Below are 20528 nucleotides of genomic sequence, written 5' to 3'. Positions count from 1 at the left end.
GGCTCAGGACACCGACGGGGAGACCCTCCGCACTCCGCGGGCCGGAGAGCTCAGCCGACGGAGGGGCCCATCCCGAGGGACTGCGGCGTGCTGGCGTCCGGCGAGGGCTGGTGCAGGCCTTCGTCCAGCGGGCCGAATTCGGTCATCAGCGCCCGGCTGCCGCCCCACGGGGTCTGCTCCTCGGCGATCAGCGAGTTCGTCGTGAGCAGCAGGCCCGCGACCGAAGCGCCGTTCTGCACCGCCGAGCGGCACACCCGCAACGGGTCGACGACGCCCATCGAGACCATGTCGCCGTAGCGGTCGTGGAGCGCGTCGAAGCCCTCGTCGTCGCCGAGCTCGCGGGTGCGTGCGACGATCTCGTGGGCCGGGTGCCCGGCGTTGTGCGCGATGAGGAACGCCGGTTCGGCCAACGCACGCCGCACGATCTCGACGCCGATCGCCTGGTCTCCTGCCAGCCCCAGGCCTTCCAGTGCCTTCTCGGCGTGCAGGAGTGCCGCTCCCCCGCCCGCCACGATGCCCTCGGCCATCGCCGCCCGGGTCGCCGACAGGGCGTCTTCGACCCGGTGCTGCAGCTCCTTGAGCTCGGCCGGCGTGGCCGCGCCGACGCGGACGACCGCGACCTTGCCGGTCAGGGCACCGATCCGCTCGGTCAGGACGTCCTCGTCGACGCCGAACCGGGCGCGTTCCAGTTCCGCGCGCAACTGCCCGACCCGGAACTCGACGGCCTCCGCGGAGCCCGCGCCACCGACGATCGTGGTGCGGTTCTCGGTCACCCGGACCTGCTTGGCCCGGCCGAGGTGCTCCGGCGTCATCGTCTCCATCGTGAACCCGGACTGGCGCGAGAGCACCGCGCCACCGACGATGGCGGCCAGGTCCTCCAGCTTGTGGAGCCGCCGGTCGCCGAACCCGGGCGCGCGGACCGCCACCGACTGGAAGGTGCCGTTCACGTGGTTGTGCACCAGCATGGACAGCGCCGTGCCTTCGACCGTCTCGCCGATCACGACCAGCGGCCGGGGGGCCCGCATCACCTTGTCCAGCACCGGCATCAGCTGCTGGACCTTGGTGATCTTTTCCGCGCACATGAGGATGTACGGGTCGTCGAGCACCGCCTCCAGCCGGCCGGGGTCGGTGACCAGGTACGGCGAGAGGTAGCCGTTGTCGAACTCGAACCCTTCGACGAACTCGACGTCCATCCCGATGGACGGCGACTCCTCGACCGTCACCACCCCGCCCTCGCCGACGGTGTGCAGGGCCTTGGCGATCACCGCGCCGACGGCGTCGTCGTCGTTGGCCGAGATCGCCGCCACCCGGGCGTAGTCCTGTTCGGACACCACCGGGTGCGCCTGCTTCTCCAGGTGCGCCACCAGCAGGCCGACGGCGTGGTCGATGCCGCGCTTGACCAGCACCGGGTTGCCGCCGTCCGCGATCGCCCGCATGCCTTCGTGGACGATCGCCTGGGCGAGCACGGTGGCGGTGGTGGTGCCGTCGCCGACGACGTCGTTGGTCTTGATCGCCGCTTCCTTGACCAGCTGCGCGCCCATGTTTTCGAACTGGTTCTTCAGGTGGATCTCGCGGGCGATCGTGACGCCGTCGTTGGTGACCACCGGCGAACCGGTGATCTTCTCGATGATCACGTTGCGGCCCTTGGGGCCGAGGGTGGACTTGACCGCTTCGGCCAGCTTGTCGACGCCCGCCAGCAGCAGGTCGCGGGCGTCCGGGCCGAACCGCAGTTCCTTCGCCATGTGCGGTGCTCCTAGGGGGTGAGGATGGCCCGGCCGCGCACGCGTCCGGCGTCGAGGTCGGCCAGGGCGTCGAGCGCCGCGTCCAGGGGGTACTTCTTCGTGTGGAGGGTGACCTTCCCGGCCTGGGCGAGCACCATCAGCTCGGCCAGGTCGTTGTAGGTGCCCACGAGGTTGCCGATGACGTTGCGCTCGGTGGAGATGATGTCGATCGTCGGGATCTCGATGTTCGACCCGTAGCCGATCACGAAGTGCGACCCGGCACGCCGGGTCATCGCGAACGCGTCCTGCTGGGCACCCTGTTCGGCGACGAAGTCGAGCACGACCTCGGCACCGTTGCCGCCGGTCAGGTCGAGCACCGCTTCGACCTGCTTGCCTTCGGCCAGCACGGTTTCGTCGGCCCCCAGGGTCGACGCCAGCTCCAGGGCGTCGGCGTTGCGGTCCACGACGATCACGCGGGCGGCGGTCAGGGCCTTCAGCGACTGGATGCCGATGTGCCCGAGCCCGCCGGCGCCGTTGACGACGCAGGTCGTGCCCGGGTACAGCCGGGGGACGGCCTTGCGCACCGCGTGGTAGGCGGTGATGCCCGCGTCGGCCAGCGCGGCGACGTCGGACGGCTGGGTCGACGAGTCCAGCTTGATGCACGCCCGCGCCGACGTCAGCAGGTACTCCGCCATGCCGCCGTCGGAGTCGATGCCCGGAAAGCTCCCGTTCGGACAGTGCATGTCGTCGCCCGCGCGGCAGGCGTGGCACAGCCCGCACGTCGGCGTCGGGTGCAGGATCACCGTGTCGCCGACCTCGACGTTCGTCACCGCCGGGCCGACCTCGTGCACCCAGCCGGCGTTCTCGTGCCCGATCGTGTAAGGCAGCTGGACGCCGGACTTCTCGGCCCACTGCTCCTCGATGATGTGCAGGTCGGTGCGGCACACGCCGGCCCCGCCGATCTTGACCACGACGTCGAAGGGACCGGTGGCGCGCGGCTCCGGGACGTCCTCGAGCACCGGGTGCTGGTGGTATTTCTGCAGCCGCACGGCCTTCATCCCGTGCCCTCCTCTTCACCGGTGAGGGCGTACCGCGCGCGCAGCATGCCGCGGCACACCCCGGAATTGGCCTCCATGCTCGTGCGGGTCAGCCGGGCGAAAGCGAGGTGCCGCTTCGCGCCGTCCGCCGGTACCGCCGCACCCGTCGCCGGGTCGAGCAGCAGCGGGTCGCCGTCCTCGGCGGGCAGGCCGAGCTCGCGGCGGCGGGCCCGCAGGCGGTCGAGGTCCGGCCCCGGCGGAACGTCGCCGAGGGTCAGCGACGCCGGGTCGAGCCCGGCGACCGACCGGCAGACCCGGTCGGTGCCCGCCAGGACCGCCTTGCGGACGAAGTCGTGGCGCAGGGTGTCGAGCTCGTCGACGGCCTCGCCCTCGAACGACGCCACGAACCCCTGCCGCGCCGCCACCCCGCGGTTGATGACATCGGCCGCGAAGTGGTCGTCCAGCTTGAGGTCGAGCCCGGTCAGGCCCGGCACCCCGGCGACGGCGTCGTAGGCGTCCGCGACCATCAGGAACGCGAAGTTGGGCGCGCAGAAGTACGTCGGCAGCCGCAGCCGGACGACGGCGTGGCCCGCGTCGCTCACCTCGCAGCGCGCCACGAACCCGAGGTCGGTGAGGGGTTCGTCCAGTTCGGGATCGCGGACGGTGCCCAGCGCCGCCCACACGGCGGCGCGGGCCCCGGTCACCAGCGTGGTCATGAGTTCGGCACGCCGACGGGCTCGACGTTCTTCGGGTCCGCGAGCCGCAGCTCCTCCGGCACGTCGATGCCGTAGAGGCGGGCGGCGTTCAGCCCGAGGATCTTCTTCTTCTGGTCGACCGTCAGCGGCGCGAAGTCCGACAGCTCGTCGTCACCCGGCATGTTCCAGTCGACGAAGCCCTCGACCTGCCACTTCGGTTCCCAGATGGCGTAGTCCGCGCCGAAGATCAGCTTGTCTTCGCCGAGCCAGAACATCAGCTCGCCCATCACCTTGGCGAAGAACTTCGGGCGGGCGTGCATCAGGCCGCCGACGACGACGGCGAGCCCGGCGTAGACGTTCCGCTCCTGGGTGGCCATGAAGCAGAAGTCTTCGATGCGCGGCAGGCCGACGTGCTCGACGATGAAGTTGAGACCCTGGAAGCTCGTAGCCGCTTGGTCCACATCGGACACGTCGAAGGCGTCCTTGTCCAGGGGCCAGATCGTCGGGCCCTTGTGGATGTGGACGTTCTTGACACCGAGTTCCTCACACTTCTCGAGATAGCGCGCGGCTTCCGGGTCCTTGAGGCTCCAGCCCCGGGAGTCCCCGCGCCACTCGGCCGTGTAGAGCTTGACGCCCTTGCAGCCGTAGCGTTTGACACGGTCCTCGAACGCCCTCAGGCCCTCGTCGCCCTCACGCGGGTCGAAGGTCGTGTTGACGAGGAACTTGCCGGGGTGCTTCTCGGCCAGCGCCGCGTCGGCCTCGGTCGTGTTGAACCCGTTCTTGTACCACTGCCGCAGGTTGGTCGGCTGGAAGATGGCCGTGTCGACGTGCCCGGCCTCGAACAGGTCGTGCATCATCAGTTCCTCGGAGTACTTCTGGAACCGGTCGATCGGCCAGTGCGTCTCCTTCGGGCCGAGCCCCTGGTAGGCGTGGAAGCACTCGATCCAGCCCTTGGCGTATTCCTCCTGGCCTTCGATCCAGTTCTCCGGGCTCGCGTCCCAGAAGTGGGTGTGGGCGTCCACCACGAAGTATTTTTCGCCGTCTTTCTCGTACATCGTTGATCCTCCTGAGCGGGATCGAGTGCTCTGTTGTTCCGAGGCTTCGCCCCGGGCCGGGGGCTCCGCCACCCGGAGTCCCCGAAAAGCGGTTCAGCGAAGGGGCTTGAGATCGAAGTCGAGGTATTCGGCCGCGTCCTCGGGGTTGGCGAACATGATCGTGCGGTCGTCTTCGTGGATCATCCGCCCGTAGTGGGTCGACATGCTCTCCTCGAACTCGGCGGCGTTGAACCAGCCCTCTTCCTCGCCGGCGGCCTCGTCGACCTCGGCGTAGACCAGGTCCGTCCGGCCCTTGGCGTCGACGCGGATCATCGAGGGAAGCGGCGTCACGGTCACGTTCTCCTTGGTCGCCATGACCTCGGCGATGATCGCGCCGACCTGGTTGTTCATCAGGGTGAAGCCGCACATGCCGGACGCGGTGCTGTCCGCCTTGAACGGGCTTTCCGCGGTCTTGAAGACAGTCACTGGCCCAGCTCCTCGGGTGCCTTGAGACCCAGTTCGGACAGGATTCCGGCGAACCGGCTCTTCGCCCGGTCGAGACCGTCCTCGAACCGGATGGGCTTGGCGTCGGGCTGCGACCACAGCGGCTGCAGCGCCCGGGCGGCGGCGATGCACTTCGGCACCCAGTCCTGGAGCCACTTCTGCAGCAGCGCCTGGTTGTGCCCGGCGAACTCCTGGTCGTTGATCAGCAGGTGGCACATCGCCTTCGTGTAGCGGAGGTCGCGCTCGGAGAAGTCGAACTCCTCGGCACCGACCAGCGTCGGGGTGACGAAGTCGCCGTTCGCGGGCGCGGCCTGCTGGACCAGGTTGCTGCGGAACAGCTCGCCGACGAGGGGTTCGAAGACGACGTTCGCGGCGAAGATCGCTTCGCCCCAGTCCCAGATCCCGGTCAGCTGCTCGGCGGTCTCCCGCACGCCCTGCCAGGCCGGGTCCTCGTTCCAGGTGGCCAGGTGGGCGGCGCCGTCGAAGCCCTCGACCTCCTCGGTGAGCGTCAGGTTGTACAGCGCCAGGTCCTGCGCCGCGCGGATCCGGTGCATGCTGTTCACCGAGATCGCGTTGTTGTGCATGTTCGTCGGTGCGCGGCGGTTGGCGTTGGCGAACAGGTACAGGCCGAGGCCGTGGTCGACGTGCATCCAGGCGCCGACGTGCTTGGCGACGAAGTCGATCCAGTTGCGGTTCCACTGTTCGAACGCCTTGGCCTGCCGCGCGGCGTCGATGTTCTGGTTCAGCTGGCGCACGACGTTCGCGTTGTAGCGGTAGAGGGTAAGCTCCCACTCCTCGTTGGGGTCGCGGAACTCGTGCCAGCCGTGGGCCGGCCAGTCGTACCCCTTCCCGCCGGAGCCCGGGCCGCGCTCGGGCAGCGGCCGGTCGGAGCCCCACGCCTTGAGCGCGGTCCACTCCAGCGGGTACCCGGCCTTGCCGTCGGCGAAGGCGTAGAGCCAGCCCTGGGACAGGTAGTGCCGCGGGTCGGGCTGGACTTCGACGGTGACGTCCTCGTAGTGGCTCTGCTTGCGCTTGGCGGCGGTGAAGTAGTTGAACCGCCGGGCATCCGAGTCCGGGAAGACCTTCGCGCCCGCCTCGGCGTCGGTGAACGCCGGCTTGGGCACGCTGCGTTCGTGGGTGGCTGTCATGGGGTTCCTACCCTTCGCCCGTGGTGGTGAACTTGTCGTAGAAGACGCGCTTGCCGGCGACGCCGAGCGCGGGCAGCAGTTCCAGCGCGGCCTCCACCATCGGCGGCGGCCCGCAGACGTAGGCGTCGGCGCCGGTCAGGTCGAGGCCGGCCCGGCGCAGGACGTCGGTGATCAGGCCGGTCTCGCCGTCCCAGCCGTCGTCACCCGGTTCGGAAAGCGCGGGGACGTACCGGAAGCCGGGCAGTTTCGCTTCCAGCTCGCGCAGTTCCGCCTCGAAGCAGAGGTCGCGGCGGCGGCGGGCGCCGTAGTAGAAGGTCGCCTTCCGGTCGAGGCCGCGCTCGGCCATGGACCGCAGCAGCGCCAGGATCGGCGCCATCCCGGCCCCGCCGCCGACGAAGACCAGGTCCGCACCCGGGTTGTCCCGGAGGGTGAACACCCCGAACGGGCCGGTCACCCGGAGCCGGTCGCCGACCGCGACTTCGGCGGCGAGGAACCGGGAGAACAGCCCGTCGGGGTAGATCTTGACGACGAACTCCAGGAACCCGTCGCGGGCCGAGGTGCTGGCCATGGAGAACGACCGCGTTTCCTCGGTGCCGGGGATCGCGAAGTCCAGGTACTGGCCGGGGAAGAACTTCAGTTCTTCGTCCAGCCGCACCACCAGGTGCCGCAGGTCGTGCGTGACGGGGTCGTTGGCCACGACCTCGACGGTCGCCTCCTGGATCGGCAGCCCGGCCTGGATCATCTCCTCGTCGTAGTTGAGCAGCTCGATGGTGAGGTCCTCGTAGGCGTGGGCCCGGCACAGCAGCGTGAAGCCTTCCTCCTTCTCGTAGTCGGGGAGCGCGAAGGTCGAGTACCGGTCGTGGTCGACGTCTTCGCCGTCGAGGATGAACGACTTGCAGGACGCGCACTGCCCTTCCTTGCAGCCGTGCATGAGCATCACGCCCTGCTCGGCGGCGGCCCGCAGGATCGTGGTGTCCTCGTCGACGTCGATTTCGATCCCGACCGGCTCGAACCGGACGCGGTGCTGTGTCGATGCGCTCTCAGCGGGAGAGAGTGCTTCGAGCTTGTCTCCCATGCCAGGGCCTTCCGCCTCGTCAGGCCTGTGGCGCCGGGCGCCCGGCCGGGCCCTGGCGGTTGTAGTCGGCCACGAAGGCGGCCCGCTGCTCGTCGGTCATCCGGTTGAGGAGCACGTTCGGCGACTGCACCTCGGGCATCCGGCGCAGGTGGTCGAGGGTCCACATCTTCTTCGGGTCGAGGTTCAGGTGCGGCTGCGCGACCATCGTCTTGCCGTCGTCGCGGACGAAGCCCATGTCGGAGACGACGTCGGCCCAGTTCCAGCCGTGGTAGAGCGTCTCCCACTCCCGGGCCCCGACCAGCTGGCCCATGTTCGGGGTGCTGCGGCCCTGGTAGGTGGGCCGGAACGCCTCGGCGTCGGTCCAGCGGCAGGTCTCCGAGCAGTAGGTGCGCCACTGGCCGTCGACCTTGTCGGTGACCATGTCCTCGCGGATCAGGCACGGCACCATGCAGGTCCAGCACCGGTGCGGGTACACGTAGTCCACGTCCTCGGCGACGATCGGGTGGTGCCCGTTCGGCGTCGAAAGGCGGTTGTAGTTCTCCCACCACTTGCCGTACTTGTCGTACCAGCCCGGGTACTTGTACTCGAACCACTCGAAGTCTTCGTCGGTCATCGGGTCGATGCGCCAGTAGTTGGCGAGCCAGCCGGTGGCGAAGAACTGCGCGACCTCGTGCACGTAACCCTTGTTCCAGATCCGGTTCCACGCCTCTTCGATGAGGTCGTGCGGGATGACGAGGCCGTACTTCTCGAGCGGGACGAGGTAGCTGCGGTAGTAGTCGTCGTAGATCCAGCGGCGCCACATCTCCGCGTAGCTTTCGCGGTCCTTGCGGCGGTCCTTGGTGCCGTATTCGATGAACGTGCCGATCGCGGCGTCGACGACGGCGTGGTTGTTCCACCACGCGTAGCGGAGGTCGCGTTCGAGCAGCTGGTGGTTGCTCTCGTCCGACAGCGCCATCAGCAGCGTCGCGTAGCCGTTGCTGATGTGGCGGGATTCGTCGGACTGCACCGAGTGGAACACCGTGGGCAGCAGGTAGTCGCCGTTCGCGGCGGCTTCGGCGGGCATGGCGACGAACAGCGTGTTCGTGAACGCCGTTTCCGCCACGATGGTCAGGTAGACGCTCGCCGCGGTGATGGCGTCGCCGGTGATGAAGCCTTCCGCGAACTGGCGGCCGATCGTGCCGCAGTAGTCGTTCTGGAAGTTGCGCAGGCTCGAGTTGAAGCCGGCCGGGTCGATGTAGTTCTGCATGTACAGGCGCTTGAGGTTCTGCTGGATCGTCGAGTGCCGGACCTCGTCGATCATCTGGATCGCCTGGCCGTTGTGCAGTTCCGGGTTGGGCACCGTGCGGAACAGCAGCGGCATCGCCCGCGCGGCCGAGATCTCCGGCAGCGGGATGATCGACAGGAACAGCTTCTGCCACTCCAGCCAGCGTTCCTGGACCTGGCGGAACATGTTGCCGCGGATCGCGCCGTCCTCGGCGCCGTAGACCCGGTGGTCCTTTTCCTCCTGCATCGGGAAGTACGAGCGGAGGACCTGCTTCAACGGGTCCTTCTTCTTGGCCTTGCGGAAGGTGTAGTCGGTGCCGTAGTGCGAAACCGGGGTGTGGTACGCCGGTTCCCACGACAGTTCCTGGATCTTCTGGTGGGCTTTCGCCACACTTTGGCGACTCATGAATCACTCCTTGTCTCCTGAGCTCGCCGCCCGGGGGTCGTTGACCATTGAACGGGCGCGCTCGCGCGGCGCGGGTCTCAATCTGAGACAGAGCCGCTGCTCAGGGCGCTTCGCCGGGGTCGAGCATCCGGGCGCGCAGCCCGGCGAGCTCCTCGTGGATCCCGGCCTGCACGCGCGCGTCGCCCTCGATGGTGGGAACGATCCCGAAGGCGCGCAGCAGGGCGGCGGCGGGCTCGCCGGGGTGGCGCCGGTCGCCGAGCTCCGGGTGCAGGCCCTGCTCGGCCAAGTGTGTGAAGACCAGGTTGACGATCGTCCAGGGGTTGTACGTCTCGGCGGCCATGACCCCATCGCACCGCCGCCGCGCGGCCGGGAGCGTCTCAATTTGAGACACCGGGACCGGCGGCACGCGCTTACGCTGGACGGGCGGCACAACGGGTGTGCCCGCACCCACGTGGGCCGCGGGGAACTGGAGGTCACGTGGACGAGATGGCGCCCGGCACCCTGCTCGCCGACGACGAGCTCGCCCGCACCCGGGTGCGTTTCCTGACCGCCGAACCCGTACCGGCGGGCGCGGTCCGGCAGACGATCCTCGCCTCGTGGCGGCGGTCGCGGGAGTTCCGGGTCGAAGCCGACCGCATCGATCCGCTCTACCTCGGCGACCAGCACCCCGACAGCCCGCTGGTCCGCGGGGCCGAACCGGTGCTGCACAAGCTGGGCGAGCAGTTCGAGGGCCAGCCGATCAGCCTGATCCTCACCGACGCGAGCGGCGTCGTGCTCACCCAGCAGACCGGTGACGCCGATCTGGCCCGGCACCTCGAACGCGTCGAGCTGGTGCCCGGGTTCAGCTACGGCGAGCAGTCCGTCGGGACGAACGGCATCGGGACCGCGCTCGAGGACGGCCGCCCGACGACGGTGTTCGGCCACGAGCACTACGCCGAGCACCTGGAGAACCTGGCGTGCGCCGGCGTGCCGATCCACCACCCGATTTCGGGCAAGAAGGTCGGCGCCGTCGACCTCACCTGCTGGTACAAGGACGCGGGCGGCCTGCTCGTTGCGCTGGCCCGCTCGACGGCCGAGCAGATCCGCCAGGCCCTGCTGCGGCACAGCGACCTGCGGGAGATGATCCTCTTCCAGGCCTACCTGCAGACCTGCCGCCGGTGGACGGGCATCGTGCTGGCGTTCAACGACGACATCGTGATGATGAACGACCGGGCCCGGCAGCTGCTCGACCCGGCCGACCAGTCGGTGCTGCTCGGCCACGCCACCGAAGCGCTCGCCGGGGACCGCCGGACGCCGGCGACGCTGGCGCTGTCCAGCGGGCTGCGGGTCCGCGTGCTGTGCCGCCGCGTCGCGGGCCGGCGGGAATCGGAGACCGCGGGCGGCGTGCTGACGGTGAAGCTGATCGAGGCCGAGGAACCTCTCGCCGTGCCGACCCCGATGCTGCCCATGTACCTGCCCGGCGTCGTCGGGTCGGCGCCGCTGTGGCTGCGCTGCGGGCACGACCTCGACACCGGCCACCGGCACGGCGAATGGGTCGCGCTGGAGGGCGAGCCCGGCACCGGCAAGCTGACCTTGGCCAAGGGCCTCCACCAGCGTCACCACCCGGCGGCCCGGCTGCTGACCGTCGACGCGGCGCTCGGGCCGGACTGGGCCGCGCTGCTGCGCGAACACGCCGAAGCGCCGATCCGCACGCTGGTGATCCGGCACGCCGACGGGCTGGCGGCCCCCGCGGCCACCGCGCTGGCGGCGGTCCTGCGGACGCTGCGCGAGGACGCGCAGGCACCCTGGGTGGTGGTTACGCTCGTCCCGGAGGCCGAGACCGAGCCGGCGCTGGCCGAGCTGCTGAAGTTCTTCCCCCGGACGGTGCGGGTGCCGCCGCTGCGCCACCACGTCGAAGACCTCGCGGAGCTGGTCCCGCTGGTGCTGAGCAAGCTCGGCTACGGCGGCAGGCTGACGTGTTCGGCGGCCGCGCTGCACCTGCTGATGCGGGCGGAGTGGCCGGGCAACACCGGCCAGCTCCACCAGGTCCTCCGCACGGTGGCCCAGCGCCGCCGCGCGGGCACCATCCGCCCCGGCGACCTCCCGGCGGAGTTCCACGCGGTGACCCGGCGGCCGCTGAACCGCTTCGAGTCGATCGAGCGGGACGCCATCGTGCGGTGCCTGGAAGACGCGGACGGCAACAAAGTCAGGGCGGCGAAGCTGCTGGGCATCTCACGGGCGACGATCTACCGCAAGATCCACGAATACGGCATCGTGCCCCCGGCCCGGTAGCACCTCGTCACTTCGCCGGCGGGTTCACCGCCGCGGCGACGTCGGCGATCGTCTTCGCGTCGACCAGCCCGGTGTCCTCCAGGACCGTCATGTGGTCGAGGACGGTCTGGTTCGCCTGCGTCGCGTGCCGCCGGATGACGTCGTTCTGCGTGCCGGCCCGGACCTCGGCGATGGTCGCGAAGATCTTGCCGTGCGACGCGCGGAGCAGGTTGGCGAACAGCTTGTCGAACTCCAGCCCCTGGGCGTCGGTCAGCTGGCGGACCCAGCCCTGCTGCTCGGCGCTGGCCTGGTCCGGCAGCGTCACGCCGAGCATCTTCGCGTCCTCGCGGACGAGCTGGTCGAGGTGTGCGTGCCCGTCCAGCAGGTGCAGCCCGGCGCGCTTCACCGCTTCGCTGCTGGCGTGGGTCTGCGCCAGGTCGCCCGCGGGGATCTCCCAGAGCCCGGCCTGGCGGACCTTGACCAGGAACGTCTGGTCGAGCTCGGTGACCGGCCCGGCGCCGGCCACGTCGTTCGCGGCCCCGGCTTGGGCGGCCGAGCCCATCTGCATGCCGGCCATACTGCCCGCGCCGTGTGCGGGGACCTGCGCCTGCGTCGAACCGGGCGCGGTCTGGGCACTGGCGTTCAGGACCATGACCGAGCCCACGCCGACCACGGCGAGCGTGGCCACGACGACCAGCGCGGTCCGGGCCTTGGCGCGGCCCGTCATGCCACGGTGATCCGGCATCGTTCCTCCTTCTGACGGCAGTTCGGTACGGGGTACACGGCCGCCGTCACGCGGAGGTTCAGCGAAATCCGGAGAATTTTTCCTACACACCAACGGAATCAGCGCATTGACGCGTCTCTGGCAGAGGAAATCGAAGATGCGGCCGAGCCGGCCGGACACCGGCGGCGTGCGCCGGGAGTGTCCATCTTGACCGATGCTCTTGCGGTTGGCAAGTATTGCGTCATGCAAACCCTCGAAGACGCGGCCCCGGGCGCCGACCCGGACGTGGCCGCCCTCGACGGCCTCACCCTGGTGCTGGTCGGGATCGCGTGGGAATGCGCGCACGCGGCGCCGCCCGAGGTGTCCTTCCCGCAGACGCGGCTGCTGCTCATCCTCGACCGCCTCGGCCGGGTCCCGAGCTCGCAGCTGGCGGCGGCGATGGGCGTGAACGCGTCGTCGGTGACGCGGCTGGCCGACCGCCTGGAAGCCCTCGGTTACCTGGCCCGCGGCCGCAGCCCCGGCAACCGCAGCGTCGTCACGCTGGAGGTGACCGAGACCGGGCGTGCACTGGTGGCGCGGATCCTCGACCGGCGCCACGCCGCGCTGGGCGCGCTGCTGGACCGGCTGCCGCCGTCGCAGCGGAAGGCCGCGGGCACGGCGGCCCGGCGGCTGGTGCACGCGGCCGCCACGATCCCGGCGCTCGGCCCGGCCCCGCTGTGAGAATCCGGCCAAAAGGAGGCCGACCCCCACGCGGCACGTAACCGTTGCCACGAAGTCATTCGGCCGTGGCTGTGGTCGGATCGGCACTGATCGGCACTGTGAGTGCCATCCTGGACGGCATGCCGACCCGGTGGACGTGCCCGCGCTGCGACCGCGAGTTCGCGCGCGCCGGCCAGGGGCACACCTGCGTCCCCGGCTGCACGGTCGACGAGACGTTCGCCGGCCGGGCGCCGTGGCAGCGCGCGGTCTACGACGCCGTCCTCGGGCACCTGCGCACCCTCGGCGACGTCCACGAAGACGCCGTCAAGGTCGGCGTGTTCCTGAAGCGGGACCGCAAGCTGGCCGAACTGCGCCCCCGCTCCCGCGACGTGCTGGTGTACCTGTGGCTGCCCCGGCCGGTCGAAACGGCCCGCATCGCCCCGGCGAGCTGGGCGAGCGGGCCGCGGGTCGGGCACAAGCTGAGCCTGCGTGCGGTGTCCGATGTGGACGACGAAGTCCGCGGCTGGCTGACCGCGGCCTTCGCCGTCTCCTGAAAGCCGGGCGCGTCAGGAGGTGGCCGGGCCGGTCCAGCCCTCGGGCACGTGGCCGAGACGGACCCGCTGCGGGTGGTCGCCGACCGGGACCGAGACGAGCTTCCGCCCGGTCGCGAAGTCGATCGCGGTGACCTGGTCGGCGCCGGCCTCGGAGATCACGCAGGCGCTGCCGTCGCCGCTCACCGTCGCCCAGTACGGCTTCACCGCGGGCACCAGCGTTCCCTGCTGCAGGGTCGCGCGGTCGACGACCGTGGCGTAGTCGTCCATGGTCCCGGCGACGCAGAGCTTGGTCCCGGCCGGGTTCATCGACATGCCGTGGTGGCGCGAGTCGTTGACGAAGGTCTTGCGGTCGTCGCTGGTCGCCGGGTTCTTCGGCAGCTCCTTGACGCGCGTGATCTTGTCGGTCGCGACGTCGTACTCGGCGAAGCCGTTGAAGAACGACACCTGGAAGTACAGCTTCGACCCGTCCGGGGTGAAGGCGACCGGCCGCACGGCGTCCGAAAGGTCACTGCGCCCGAAGGCGTCGAGCCGCTGGCGCATGTCGATCACCTTGACCTGGCGGAACGTGGCGGCGTCGACCACGGTGATGCGCCGGTCCCCCTTGGTGAAGTCCCAGCCCGGGTCGTCGAGGTCGGTGTTGACCTCGCCGATCGACATGTTCCACAGGTACCGGCCGCCATCGGTGAAGACGTTCTCGTGCGGCTTGTCACCGGTGGCGAAGGAGCCCACCTGCTGCCCGGTGACGATGTCCAGCACGTGCACGGTGTTGGACGTCGAGGCGGACACGGCGACGCGGCGGCCGTCCGGCGAGACCGCCATGTGGTCGGCGCGGAAGCCCGACACCGGGAACCGCCAGTTGATCCCGCCGGTCGTCAGGTTGATCGAGACGACGTCGGCGAAGCTCGGCCGCGACGCCACCACCGAAGCGCCGTCCGGCGTGGTGTACATGTCGTCGACGAACTGGTCGTGCCCTTCGCCGGGCCCGTTGCGGATGCCGAGGAAGAACGCCAGCTTGACGGGGTTGAGGTAGATCTCCGCGAGGCGTGCATCCTTGTCCGGGATGATGTTGACGCGCCCGATGCGGGCGAAGGAGCCCCGGGACTGGATGACGTCCGCCGTGCCTTCCCAGTTGTTGCCGACGAACATCACCTCCCGCAGGGCCGCCGCGGCACCGGGGGCCGGCACCGCGGCGCCGGTCGCCAGCAGGGCGGCGCCGGCGGTGAAGCAGGCCAGCCGCGAGAGGTACGACCGCTTTCGACGAACCGGGGAAGTGCGCACGAGGAGACACCTTTCGGCACTGAAGAGGTGTGGTGACCTCCGCGAACCTGTCCGTGGATTTCGCGAAGGAACGGGGTTACTGTCCGGTATTGTCACGATAACCGGCCACCGGAGCCGCTCCGGTAGGGCCGCTCGCCCAACATCGCGACCGCGGTGTTGTGGCCCCGCCACAACGGGAGGGTGCCGTGCCGGCCTCGCCGCTGCTCCGGCAGGTGCTCGACGCGATGGCCGCCGATGACACCGTCGTCAACGAGCTGGTGAAGGCCGCGCGGACCCAGTCACCCGAGGTCGCGCGGCTGCCGGAGGCCGAAAACCGGCGGCACGTCCAGTTCCTGCTCTCCGCCGCCCTGCGCGCCACGACGAGCCCCGACGCCGCCGACTACACCACCGCCGAGGCGCTGGGCGCCGACCGCGCCGAGCAGGGCGTCCCGCTCACCGACCTGCTGCGCGGGGTGCAGGCCGGCCGCACTCTCGCCGCACGGGTCGCCGTCGACCGCGCGCGGGCCGCGGGCGTGCCCGACGACGTCATCCTCGAAACCGTCCTCGACGCCGAGCGCTACACCGGCGCGCTGGAACGGCACATCGTCAAGGGCTACCACGCCGCCGAGCTCCAGCGGTCGCGCACGGTGCGCGACGCGCGGACCCAGCTGCTGCGCACCCTGCTGCTCGCCGGGGACCCGCCCACGCCGGAGGAGGTGCGGCAGGCGGGGCTGCGTCCCGAAGGCCGCTACTCCTGCGTGGTGTCCGACGTCAGCGACCCGGCGCGGGCACGCACGCTCGAACAGGCGCTCCTGGAGTTCGGCGGGGTGTACGGGCTGGTGGAGGGCAGGCTCACCGGCTTGGCGGCGCGCCCGCCCGCCGGGGTCGCGCTCGCCGGCGGGGTCCTGGTGGTCGTCGCACCCCCGGCCGCCCTGCCCGAGCTGCGGGAGGTTCACCGGCTCTGCACGGCGGCGGCGCGGATCGCCGGGCCCGGCTACCACGACCTCACCGAGCTGGCGGGCGAAATCGCGCTGACCGCCCAGCCGCTGCTCGGCGCCCTGCTGACGACCGGCCTGCTCGGCGCCCTCGATCCGGGCAACGCGTTCCACCACGAGCTGGCGGCGACGGCGCTGGCCTACCTCGACCACGGCCAGCGCCTGCGGTCCACGGCCGAGGCGCTGCACCTGCACCCCAACACGGTCCGCTACCGCCTCGACCGGCTGGCCGAGCTCACTCCGGTGGCGCTGGCGGAAAACAGCGGCGGCCGCGTGCTGGACGCCGTGCGGTGGTGGTGGGCGCTGCACCACTGGCTCGACGACCGATAGAGTCAGCCGCATGGCTGAACTTCGCCGCATGCCCGCGACCACGTCCAGCGGAGAATGCGTTTTCTGCGCGATCGGCACGGGCCGCGCCCCGGCGGCCTTCGTGCACGAGGACGACGAGTTCGTCGCGATCGTCGACCTGCGCCCGGTGACCACCGGCCACCTGCTGGTGCTCCCCCGCGCGCACCACGCGGACCTGGCCGGACTCCCGCCCGAAACGGGCGCGCGGATGTTCACGATCGCCCAGCAGCTGGCGGCGGCCCTGCGGCGCACGGACCTGCGGTGCGACGCGATCAACCTGTTCCTCGCCGACGGCAAGGCGGCGGGGCAGGAGATCCCCCACGTCCACCTGCACGTGATCCCCCGCCACCCGGACGACGGATTCGTGCTGGACGCCGATTGGCGGGTGCGGTCGCGGGAGGAGCTGATCGAGGTCGCCGAGAAGGTCCGGGCGGCGCTCTAGGCCTTGTGCGGCACCGAGTGCCCGTCCTGAGTCACGTGGCCCGGGAATCGGCATAGTCCTTCAGCACCAAGGCGTTCGCCGCTTCGCGGATCGGGCGGGCCATCTGCTCCAGGACGCGGTTGCGGCCCGGGAGGTAGGGCATCAGCCGGATCATCCGGGTGTTGAACCACGCGAACGCGCGGGACTGCGGGATGATCCCGCGCAACGCCGTCTTCGCCAGGGCCTGGTTCTTCTCGATGAACGGCCGCATCTGCGCTTCGTACCGGGACAGCGCCGCCGCGAAGTCGTCCGAAGCGGCCAGTTCGCCCGCCAGGACGTACGCGCCCGCCAAGGCGAGGCTCGTGCCCTGGCCCGAGGCCGGTGACGGGCAGTACCCCGCGTCGCCGAGCAGGGTCACCCGGCCGGCTGACAGGTGGTCCATGCTGATCTGGCACACCGGGTCGAAGTAGAAGTCGCCCGCCTCGCGCATCGCCTTCAGCAACGCGGGGATTTCCCAGCCCAGGCCGGCGAACCGGTCGGCCACCAGGTCCTTCTGGGCCTCGACGTCCCGCCGGTCGTAGGTCAGCGGCGGTGCGGTGAACCAGAACGCCGCCTTCGCGTCGTCCGCACGTGCGGTGCTGTAGACGTTGACCATCCGGCCCGGCGCGGCCGAGTGCAGCAGCTCCCAGCGGTCCAGCTGCTGTGTGTTGGGCACCGTCGAGATCGAGATGTAGGCGTCGAACCGGCGCAGGAAGTCCTCCTCCGGGCCGAACGCGAGCGCGCGGACGCCGGAGTGCAGGCCGTCGGCGCCGATGACCAGGTCGAAGCGGCGCGGGGCGCCGTGGGCGAACGTCACCTCGACGCCGTCGGATCGCTGGTCGAGCCCGGTGATCCAGTCGCCGAAGACGTACTCGGTGTGCGAGCGGGTGGCGTCGTGGAGGATCTTCGCCAGGTCGCCCCGCAGGATCTCGGTGTCGTCGCCGTGGCGGAAGCCGAACGTGTCCGCGTCGAGGGTGGCGACCTGCTTGCCGCGCTTGTCCACGAACGCCGCGCCCCGCATGTCGGTGCTCGCCGCGTGCACCTGCTCCAGCAGGCCCATCCGGCGGACGACCTCGACGGCGACCCCGCGGATGTCGACCTTGTAGCCGCCCTCGCGCAGGCTCGGGGCGCGCTCGACGACGGTGGCGTGGAAGCCGTGGTGGTGCAGCCACCAGGCGAGGGCGGGGCCGGCGATGCTCGCGCCGGAGATCAGGATGTTCTTCGTCATGCCCCGAAGCATCGGCGCGGCCGCTGACCGCTCACGAACCGAGCGCGAACCGCCGCTGACCGGCCTCCTCGACGGCCTGCTCGGGCGGCGTTTCCCGGCCACGGCCGAACGCCCCGGCGTAGGCCTCGGCGCCGATGCGCGCCCGGACGCGGTCCGCCACCCCGGCGACGTCGGCGTCGCCGGCCACAGGCGCTCCACGCAGCCCGACCGCCACGCCGAGCAGGAACGCGGCCCGCTCGTCCTCTTCCCGCCCGGCGAGGACGCCGGCCAGTCCTTCGATCGCCTGGGCCGCGCCGGGCAGGTTCGCGTATTCCAGGGCGGTGGCGAGCGCTTCCTGGTGCAGCTCGGTCGCTTCGTCGAGGTGGCCCTCGGCGGCCGCCGTCCAGCCGAAGCCGGTGTGGAGCCGGATCCGCGTCTCGCCGCCGGTCACAGGACCCGCGGCCAGGCCCAGCGCCGAGGAGTACCAGCGCCGCGCCGCGGCCAGGTCGCCCGCGCGCCGGGCGATCTCCCCCAGCCCGCCGCGGGCCCGGGCGAGCGTCAGCGGCGTGCCCGCGGCGCGGGCTCGCTCGGCGGCGGCTTCGTAGTCGGCTTTCGCGGCTTCGGCGTCCCCCGCCCGCAGCACGCCGTCGGCGCGGCGGCACAGCAGGTCGGCCGCGTCCTCGACGGCGCCGAGCTCACCGGCCAGCCGCACGGACTCGTCCATCAGCGCGCGGAACCGCGCGTGGTCGCCGCGCCAGTCCGCGAACTCCGCGAGCTTCTCCAGCGCGCTCGCCGCACCCCAGCGGTCGCCGAGGGCCCGGAAGGCGGCCAGCGACGCCGAAAAGTGCGCTTCGGCTTCGGCGATCCGCCCGCGGTACTGGGCACCGAGGCCGTCGCCGATCCGCGCGAACGCCCGGGACCACGCGTCCTCGCCGATCAACGCGGCCAGCCGTTCGCCGTCATCGGCCTTGGTGTGCGGGGAAAACGCCCACAGCAGGAAGAGGTACGGGTACTCGAGCGGCCCGCCGAGCCGCCGCAGGATCGGCTCGATTTCGCCGTCGGTAGCCGACGCCTGGAGCACGCACAGGACGTACTCCTCGGCCAGCCCCGGCGGCGGCTCGGGGCCCACGGCGGCGAGCACGGCGTCCGCGATCGGCGTCGCCTCGCTCCGCAGGCCACGCAGCCACCAGTACCAGGACAAGGCCGCGATGAGCCGCAGCGCGGTTTCCGGCTCTTCGGTGGCGCTCCAGCGCAGCGCCGCGTGCAGATCGGCGTGTTCGGCAGTCAGCTCGGCCAGGGCCGTCAGCTGGTCCGCGCCGCGCAGCTTCGGCTCGGCGGCCGAGGCGAAGCCGAGGAAGTACGCGGCGTGCGCCGCGCGCCGGTCGTCGCCCTGCTCGGCGCAGAACGCGCGGATGGTCTCCAGCATCCGGTACCGGCCGCCGTCGAACTCGACGAGGGACTTTTCGACCAGGCCGGTCAGCACGGCTTCGGCGTCGGGGACGGCGCAGACGCGCTCGACGGCGGCCGGCCGCGCGCCGCCGGCGAACACCGCGAACCGGCGGGCCAGCAGCTGTTCCTCCGGTTCGAGGAGGTCCCAGCTCCACTCCACGACGCCACGCAGGGTCCGGTGCCGCGGCTCGGCGGTCCGGTCCCCGCGCGAGAGCAGCCCGAACCGGTCCCCGAGCCGCTCGGCGACGTCGTCCGCCGACAGCGACCGCAGCCGGGCGGCGGCGAGTTCGATCGCCAGCGGGAGACCGTCGAGCGCGGCACAGATGCGCGTGACCGCGCCCGGAGCCGGTGTCCCGCCGGGCGCCACCGCCGCGGCCCGGTCGGTGAACAGCCGCGCCGCGGCGCCGGCGGGCAGCGCGCCGACCGGCACCAGCCGCTCGCCGGTCAGGCCCAGTGCCTCCCGGCTGGTGGTCAGGACACGCAGGCCGGCGCACTCGCCCAGCAGGCGCCGAACCAGCCGCGCGGCGCCGATGACGACGTGTTCGCAGTTGTCGAGGACCAGCAGCAGCGGCCGGTCGGCGAGCCCGGCGGCCAGGCGGTCGGCCGGGTCCGCGGGCGCGCCCGGCGTCAGCACGCCCTGTTCACGCAGGCCCAGCGCGGCGAGGACCGCGCGCGGGACGTCGGTCGTCGTCGCGAGTTCGACGAAACACACCTCGCCGGCCGCCCCGGCCGCGGCTTCGACGGCGAGCCGGGTCTTGCCCGCGCCACCCGGTCCGGCGAGGGTGACGAGCCGGGCGTCGCGCAGCGCCGCGGTGAGCCGGTCGAGCTCGGCGCGGCCGACGAACGCGGTGAGCGGCACCGGCACCCGGCGGGCCGGCGCGGGCGCGGCGGCCCGCAGCACCGCGGCGTGGGCGTCGGTGAGCTCGGGCGACGGGTCGGCGCCGAGTTCGTCGGCGAGGCGGGCCCGGATCTCGGCGAACACCGACAGGGCCTCGGCGGGCCGGCCGCTGCCGTGCAGCGCCCGGACCAGCTGGGCGGTGAGGCGTTCGCGCAGCGGGTGCTCGCGGGCCAGTTCCCGCAGCTCGGCGACGAGCCGGTCGTGCCGGCCGAGGGCGAGCCCGGCTTCGACGCGGTCCTCCGTCGCGGCCAGCCGCAGCTCCGCCAGCCGGGCCGCGCGCGGCGGGTCGGCGAGCCCGTCGAGCGCCGGGCCCCGCCACAGCGCGAGTGCTTCGGTGAACAGCTCGAGTTTCCCGGCGGGATCGGGTGTCTCACGGGCCTGGGCGGTGAGCCGTTCGAACCGGTGGACGTCGACCGCTTCGGGCTCGACGGCCAGCCGGTACCCGGCGGGCGTGAACTCGACGAGGCCGTCGGGCGCGCCGCCGTCGCGCAGCCGCCGCCGGAGCCGCGAGACCTGGGACTGCAGAGCCTCGGCGGCGCCCTCGGGCGGGTGCTCGCCGTGCAGGCCGTCGATCAGCCGCTCGGCTCCGACGACGCGCCCGGCGTCGAGGGCGAGCAACGCGAGCAGCCCGCGCAGCTGCGGGCCGCCGAGGGCGACCGGGGTCCCGTCGGGACGGCGGGCTTCGACCGGCCCGAGGATGGCGAACTGCACGGGGACGATTCTGGCCCAGTGCGACGCTCCGGCGGTCAGGTTTCCGCGAACCGGACCGGCCGGTCCTCCGCGTCGAGGAACTTCAGCAACTGC

18 protein-coding genes are annotated in these 20528 nt (G+C 71.5%); 5 read left to right on the top strand and 13 right to left on the bottom strand.

The genetic code is table 11. The features are described 5' to 3' along the window. Nucleotides 1-50 precede the first annotated feature (50 nt). The 9 genes from groL to AB0M80_RS31650 all read right to left on the bottom strand — a co-directional run bounded on the left by groL (nucleotide 51) and on the right by AB0M80_RS31650 (nucleotide 9223). Nucleotides 51-1742 carry a chaperonin GroEL gene (gene groL, locus AB0M80_RS31690; RefSeq protein WP_364572279.1) on the bottom strand — a complete coding sequence of 564 codons (1692 nt, stop codon included), beginning with the start codon at nucleotides 1740-1742 and terminating at the stop codon, nucleotides 51-53. 11 nt (nucleotides 1743-1753) lie between these two features. Then, the gene (locus tag AB0M80_RS31685; protein ID WP_364572278.1) at nucleotides 1754-2779 is read right to left on the bottom strand and encodes an NAD(P)-dependent alcohol dehydrogenase; all 1026 of its coding nucleotides are present in this window, start codon (nucleotides 2777-2779) and stop codon (nucleotides 1754-1756) included. Further along, on the bottom strand, nucleotides 2776-3474 hold the full coding sequence (locus AB0M80_RS31680) for an iron-sulfur cluster assembly protein (protein WP_364572276.1): 699 nt from the start codon (nucleotides 3472-3474) through the stop codon (nucleotides 2776-2778). Before AB0M80_RS31680 ends, AB0M80_RS31685 begins: the two co-directional genes overlap by 4 nt. Beyond that, entirely contained in the window at nucleotides 3471-4508 is a 1038-nt protein-coding gene (locus AB0M80_RS31675) for an amidohydrolase family protein (protein ID WP_364572274.1), read from the bottom strand. The genes AB0M80_RS31680 and AB0M80_RS31675 overlap by 4 nt, the downstream gene beginning before the upstream one ends. 93 nt (nucleotides 4509-4601) lie before the next feature. Next, on the bottom strand, nucleotides 4602-4973 hold the full coding sequence (gene mimD / locus AB0M80_RS31670; protein WP_364572272.1) for a propane 2-monooxygenase effector subunit MimD: 372 nt from the start codon (nucleotides 4971-4973) through the stop codon (nucleotides 4602-4604). Then, nucleotides 4970-6139 (bottom strand): toluene hydroxylase, encoded by a 1170-nt coding sequence (locus AB0M80_RS31665; RefSeq protein ID WP_364572270.1) that lies wholly within the window; start codon nucleotides 6137-6139, stop codon nucleotides 4970-4972. Before AB0M80_RS31665 ends, mimD begins: the two co-directional genes overlap by 4 nt. A gap of 7 nt (nucleotides 6140-6146) precedes the next feature. Next, nucleotides 6147-7214: a 2Fe-2S iron-sulfur cluster binding domain-containing protein gene (locus tag AB0M80_RS31660; RefSeq protein ID WP_364572268.1), complete on the bottom strand. Its 1068-nt coding sequence runs from the start codon at nucleotides 7212-7214 to the stop codon at nucleotides 6147-6149. A 19-nt stretch (nucleotides 7215-7233) separates the two neighbouring features. Beyond that, nucleotides 7234-8883, bottom strand: coding sequence for a methane monooxygenase (locus AB0M80_RS31655; RefSeq protein WP_364572267.1), 1650 nt, complete (start codon nucleotides 8881-8883; stop codon nucleotides 7234-7236). A 100-nt stretch (nucleotides 8884-8983) separates the two neighbouring features. Continuing rightward, nucleotides 8984-9223, bottom strand: coding sequence for a hypothetical protein (locus tag AB0M80_RS31650; RefSeq protein ID WP_364572265.1), 240 nt, complete (start codon nucleotides 9221-9223; stop codon nucleotides 8984-8986). Between the two features lie 137 nt (nucleotides 9224-9360). Here AB0M80_RS31650 and AB0M80_RS31645 point away from each other — a divergent pair, with 137 nt between their 5' ends. Continuing rightward, nucleotides 9361-11154: a helix-turn-helix domain-containing protein gene (locus AB0M80_RS31645; protein WP_364572263.1), complete on the top strand. Its 1794-nt coding sequence runs from the start codon at nucleotides 9361-9363 to the stop codon at nucleotides 11152-11154. A 7-nt stretch (nucleotides 11155-11161) separates the two neighbouring features. Here the strand turns inward: AB0M80_RS31645 and AB0M80_RS31640 are convergent, their stop codons facing one another. Continuing rightward, nucleotides 11162-11878: a DUF4142 domain-containing protein gene (locus tag AB0M80_RS31640; RefSeq protein ID WP_364572262.1), complete on the bottom strand. Its 717-nt coding sequence runs from the start codon at nucleotides 11876-11878 to the stop codon at nucleotides 11162-11164. Between the two features lie 222 nt (nucleotides 11879-12100). On the opposite strand from AB0M80_RS31640, the gene AB0M80_RS31635 reads away from it, so the two are divergent. Then, a complete protein-coding gene (locus AB0M80_RS31635; protein ID WP_364572260.1) occupies nucleotides 12101-12577 on the top strand; it encodes a MarR family transcriptional regulator in 477 nt (158 codons plus the stop codon). A gap of 98 nt (nucleotides 12578-12675) precedes the next feature. Further along, nucleotides 12676-13110: a DUF5655 domain-containing protein gene (locus AB0M80_RS31630; RefSeq protein ID WP_364572258.1), complete on the top strand. Its 435-nt coding sequence runs from the start codon at nucleotides 12676-12678 to the stop codon at nucleotides 13108-13110. Nucleotides 13111-13122: 12 nt separating this feature from the next. On the opposite strand, the gene AB0M80_RS31625 is transcribed toward AB0M80_RS31630, so the two are convergent. Then, entirely contained in the window at nucleotides 13123-14388 is a 1266-nt protein-coding gene (locus tag AB0M80_RS31625; protein ID WP_364572256.1) for a YncE family protein, read from the bottom strand. Between the two features lie 185 nt (nucleotides 14389-14573). Between AB0M80_RS31625 and AB0M80_RS31620 the strand changes: the two genes are divergently transcribed. Both AB0M80_RS31620 and AB0M80_RS31615 read left to right on the top strand, forming a co-directional pair. Further along, a complete protein-coding gene (locus tag AB0M80_RS31620; protein ID WP_364572254.1) occupies nucleotides 14574-15692 on the top strand; it encodes a helix-turn-helix domain-containing protein in 1119 nt (372 codons plus the stop codon). Between the two features lie 10 nt (nucleotides 15693-15702). Further along, nucleotides 15703-16152, top strand: coding sequence for an HIT family protein (locus tag AB0M80_RS31615; RefSeq protein ID WP_364572252.1), 450 nt, complete (start codon nucleotides 15703-15705; stop codon nucleotides 16150-16152). 31 nt (nucleotides 16153-16183) lie between these two features. Here the strand turns inward: AB0M80_RS31615 and AB0M80_RS31610 are convergent, their stop codons facing one another. Further along, nucleotides 16184-17398: an FAD-dependent monooxygenase gene (locus AB0M80_RS31610; RefSeq protein ID WP_364572250.1), complete on the bottom strand. Its 1215-nt coding sequence runs from the start codon at nucleotides 17396-17398 to the stop codon at nucleotides 16184-16186. 31 nt (nucleotides 17399-17429) lie between these two features. Further along, entirely contained in the window at nucleotides 17430-20435 is a 3006-nt protein-coding gene (locus tag AB0M80_RS31605) for a BTAD domain-containing putative transcriptional regulator (RefSeq protein ID WP_364572248.1), read from the bottom strand. Nucleotides 20436-20528: the final 93 nt, after the last annotated feature.

Origin of the sequence: Amycolatopsis sp. NPDC051045, assembly GCF_040682955.1 — a bacterium.
Classification (GTDB): Bacteria; Actinomycetota; Actinomycetes; order Mycobacteriales; family Pseudonocardiaceae; genus Amycolatopsis.
The sequence above is the reverse complement of the archived record's forward strand: the minus strand, read 5'-3'. Positions and strand labels throughout refer to the sequence as shown.

Excerpts from the sequence above, each read along its gene's own strand:
- AB0M80_RS31640 (WP_364572262.1), bottom strand. The coding sequence starts at position 11,878 with ATGCCGGATCACCGTGGCATGACGGGCCGCGCCAAGGCCCGGACCGCG.
- groL (WP_364572279.1), bottom strand. The coding sequence starts at position 1,742 with ATGGCGAAGGAACTGCGGTTCGGCCCGGACGCCCGCGACCTGCTGCTG.
- AB0M80_RS31680 (WP_364572276.1), bottom strand. The coding sequence starts at position 3,474 with ATGACCACGCTGGTGACCGGGGCCCGCGCCGCCGTGTGGGCGGCGCTG.
- AB0M80_RS31635 (WP_364572260.1), top strand. The coding sequence starts at position 12,101 with ATGCAAACCCTCGAAGACGCGGCCCCGGGCGCCGACCCGGACGTGGCC.
- AB0M80_RS31610 (WP_364572250.1), bottom strand. The coding sequence starts at position 17,398 with ATGACGAAGAACATCCTGATCTCCGGCGCGAGCATCGCCGGCCCCGCC.
- AB0M80_RS31650 (WP_364572265.1), bottom strand. The coding sequence starts at position 9,223 with ATGGCCGCCGAGACGTACAACCCCTGGACGATCGTCAACCTGGTCTTC.
- AB0M80_RS31615 (WP_364572252.1), top strand. The coding sequence starts at position 15,703 with ATGGCTGAACTTCGCCGCATGCCCGCGACCACGTCCAGCGGAGAATGC.
- AB0M80_RS31665 (WP_364572270.1), bottom strand. The coding sequence starts at position 6,139 with ATGACAGCCACCCACGAACGCAGCGTGCCCAAGCCGGCGTTCACCGAC.
- AB0M80_RS31675 (WP_364572274.1), bottom strand. The coding sequence starts at position 4,508 with ATGTACGAGAAAGACGGCGAAAAATACTTCGTGGTGGACGCCCACACC.
- AB0M80_RS31660 (WP_364572268.1), bottom strand. The coding sequence starts at position 7,214 with ATGGGAGACAAGCTCGAAGCACTCTCTCCCGCTGAGAGCGCATCGACA.
- AB0M80_RS31685 (WP_364572278.1), bottom strand. The coding sequence starts at position 2,779 with ATGAAGGCCGTGCGGCTGCAGAAATACCACCAGCACCCGGTGCTCGAG.
- AB0M80_RS31655 (WP_364572267.1), bottom strand. The coding sequence starts at position 8,883 with ATGAGTCGCCAAAGTGTGGCGAAAGCCCACCAGAAGATCCAGGAACTG.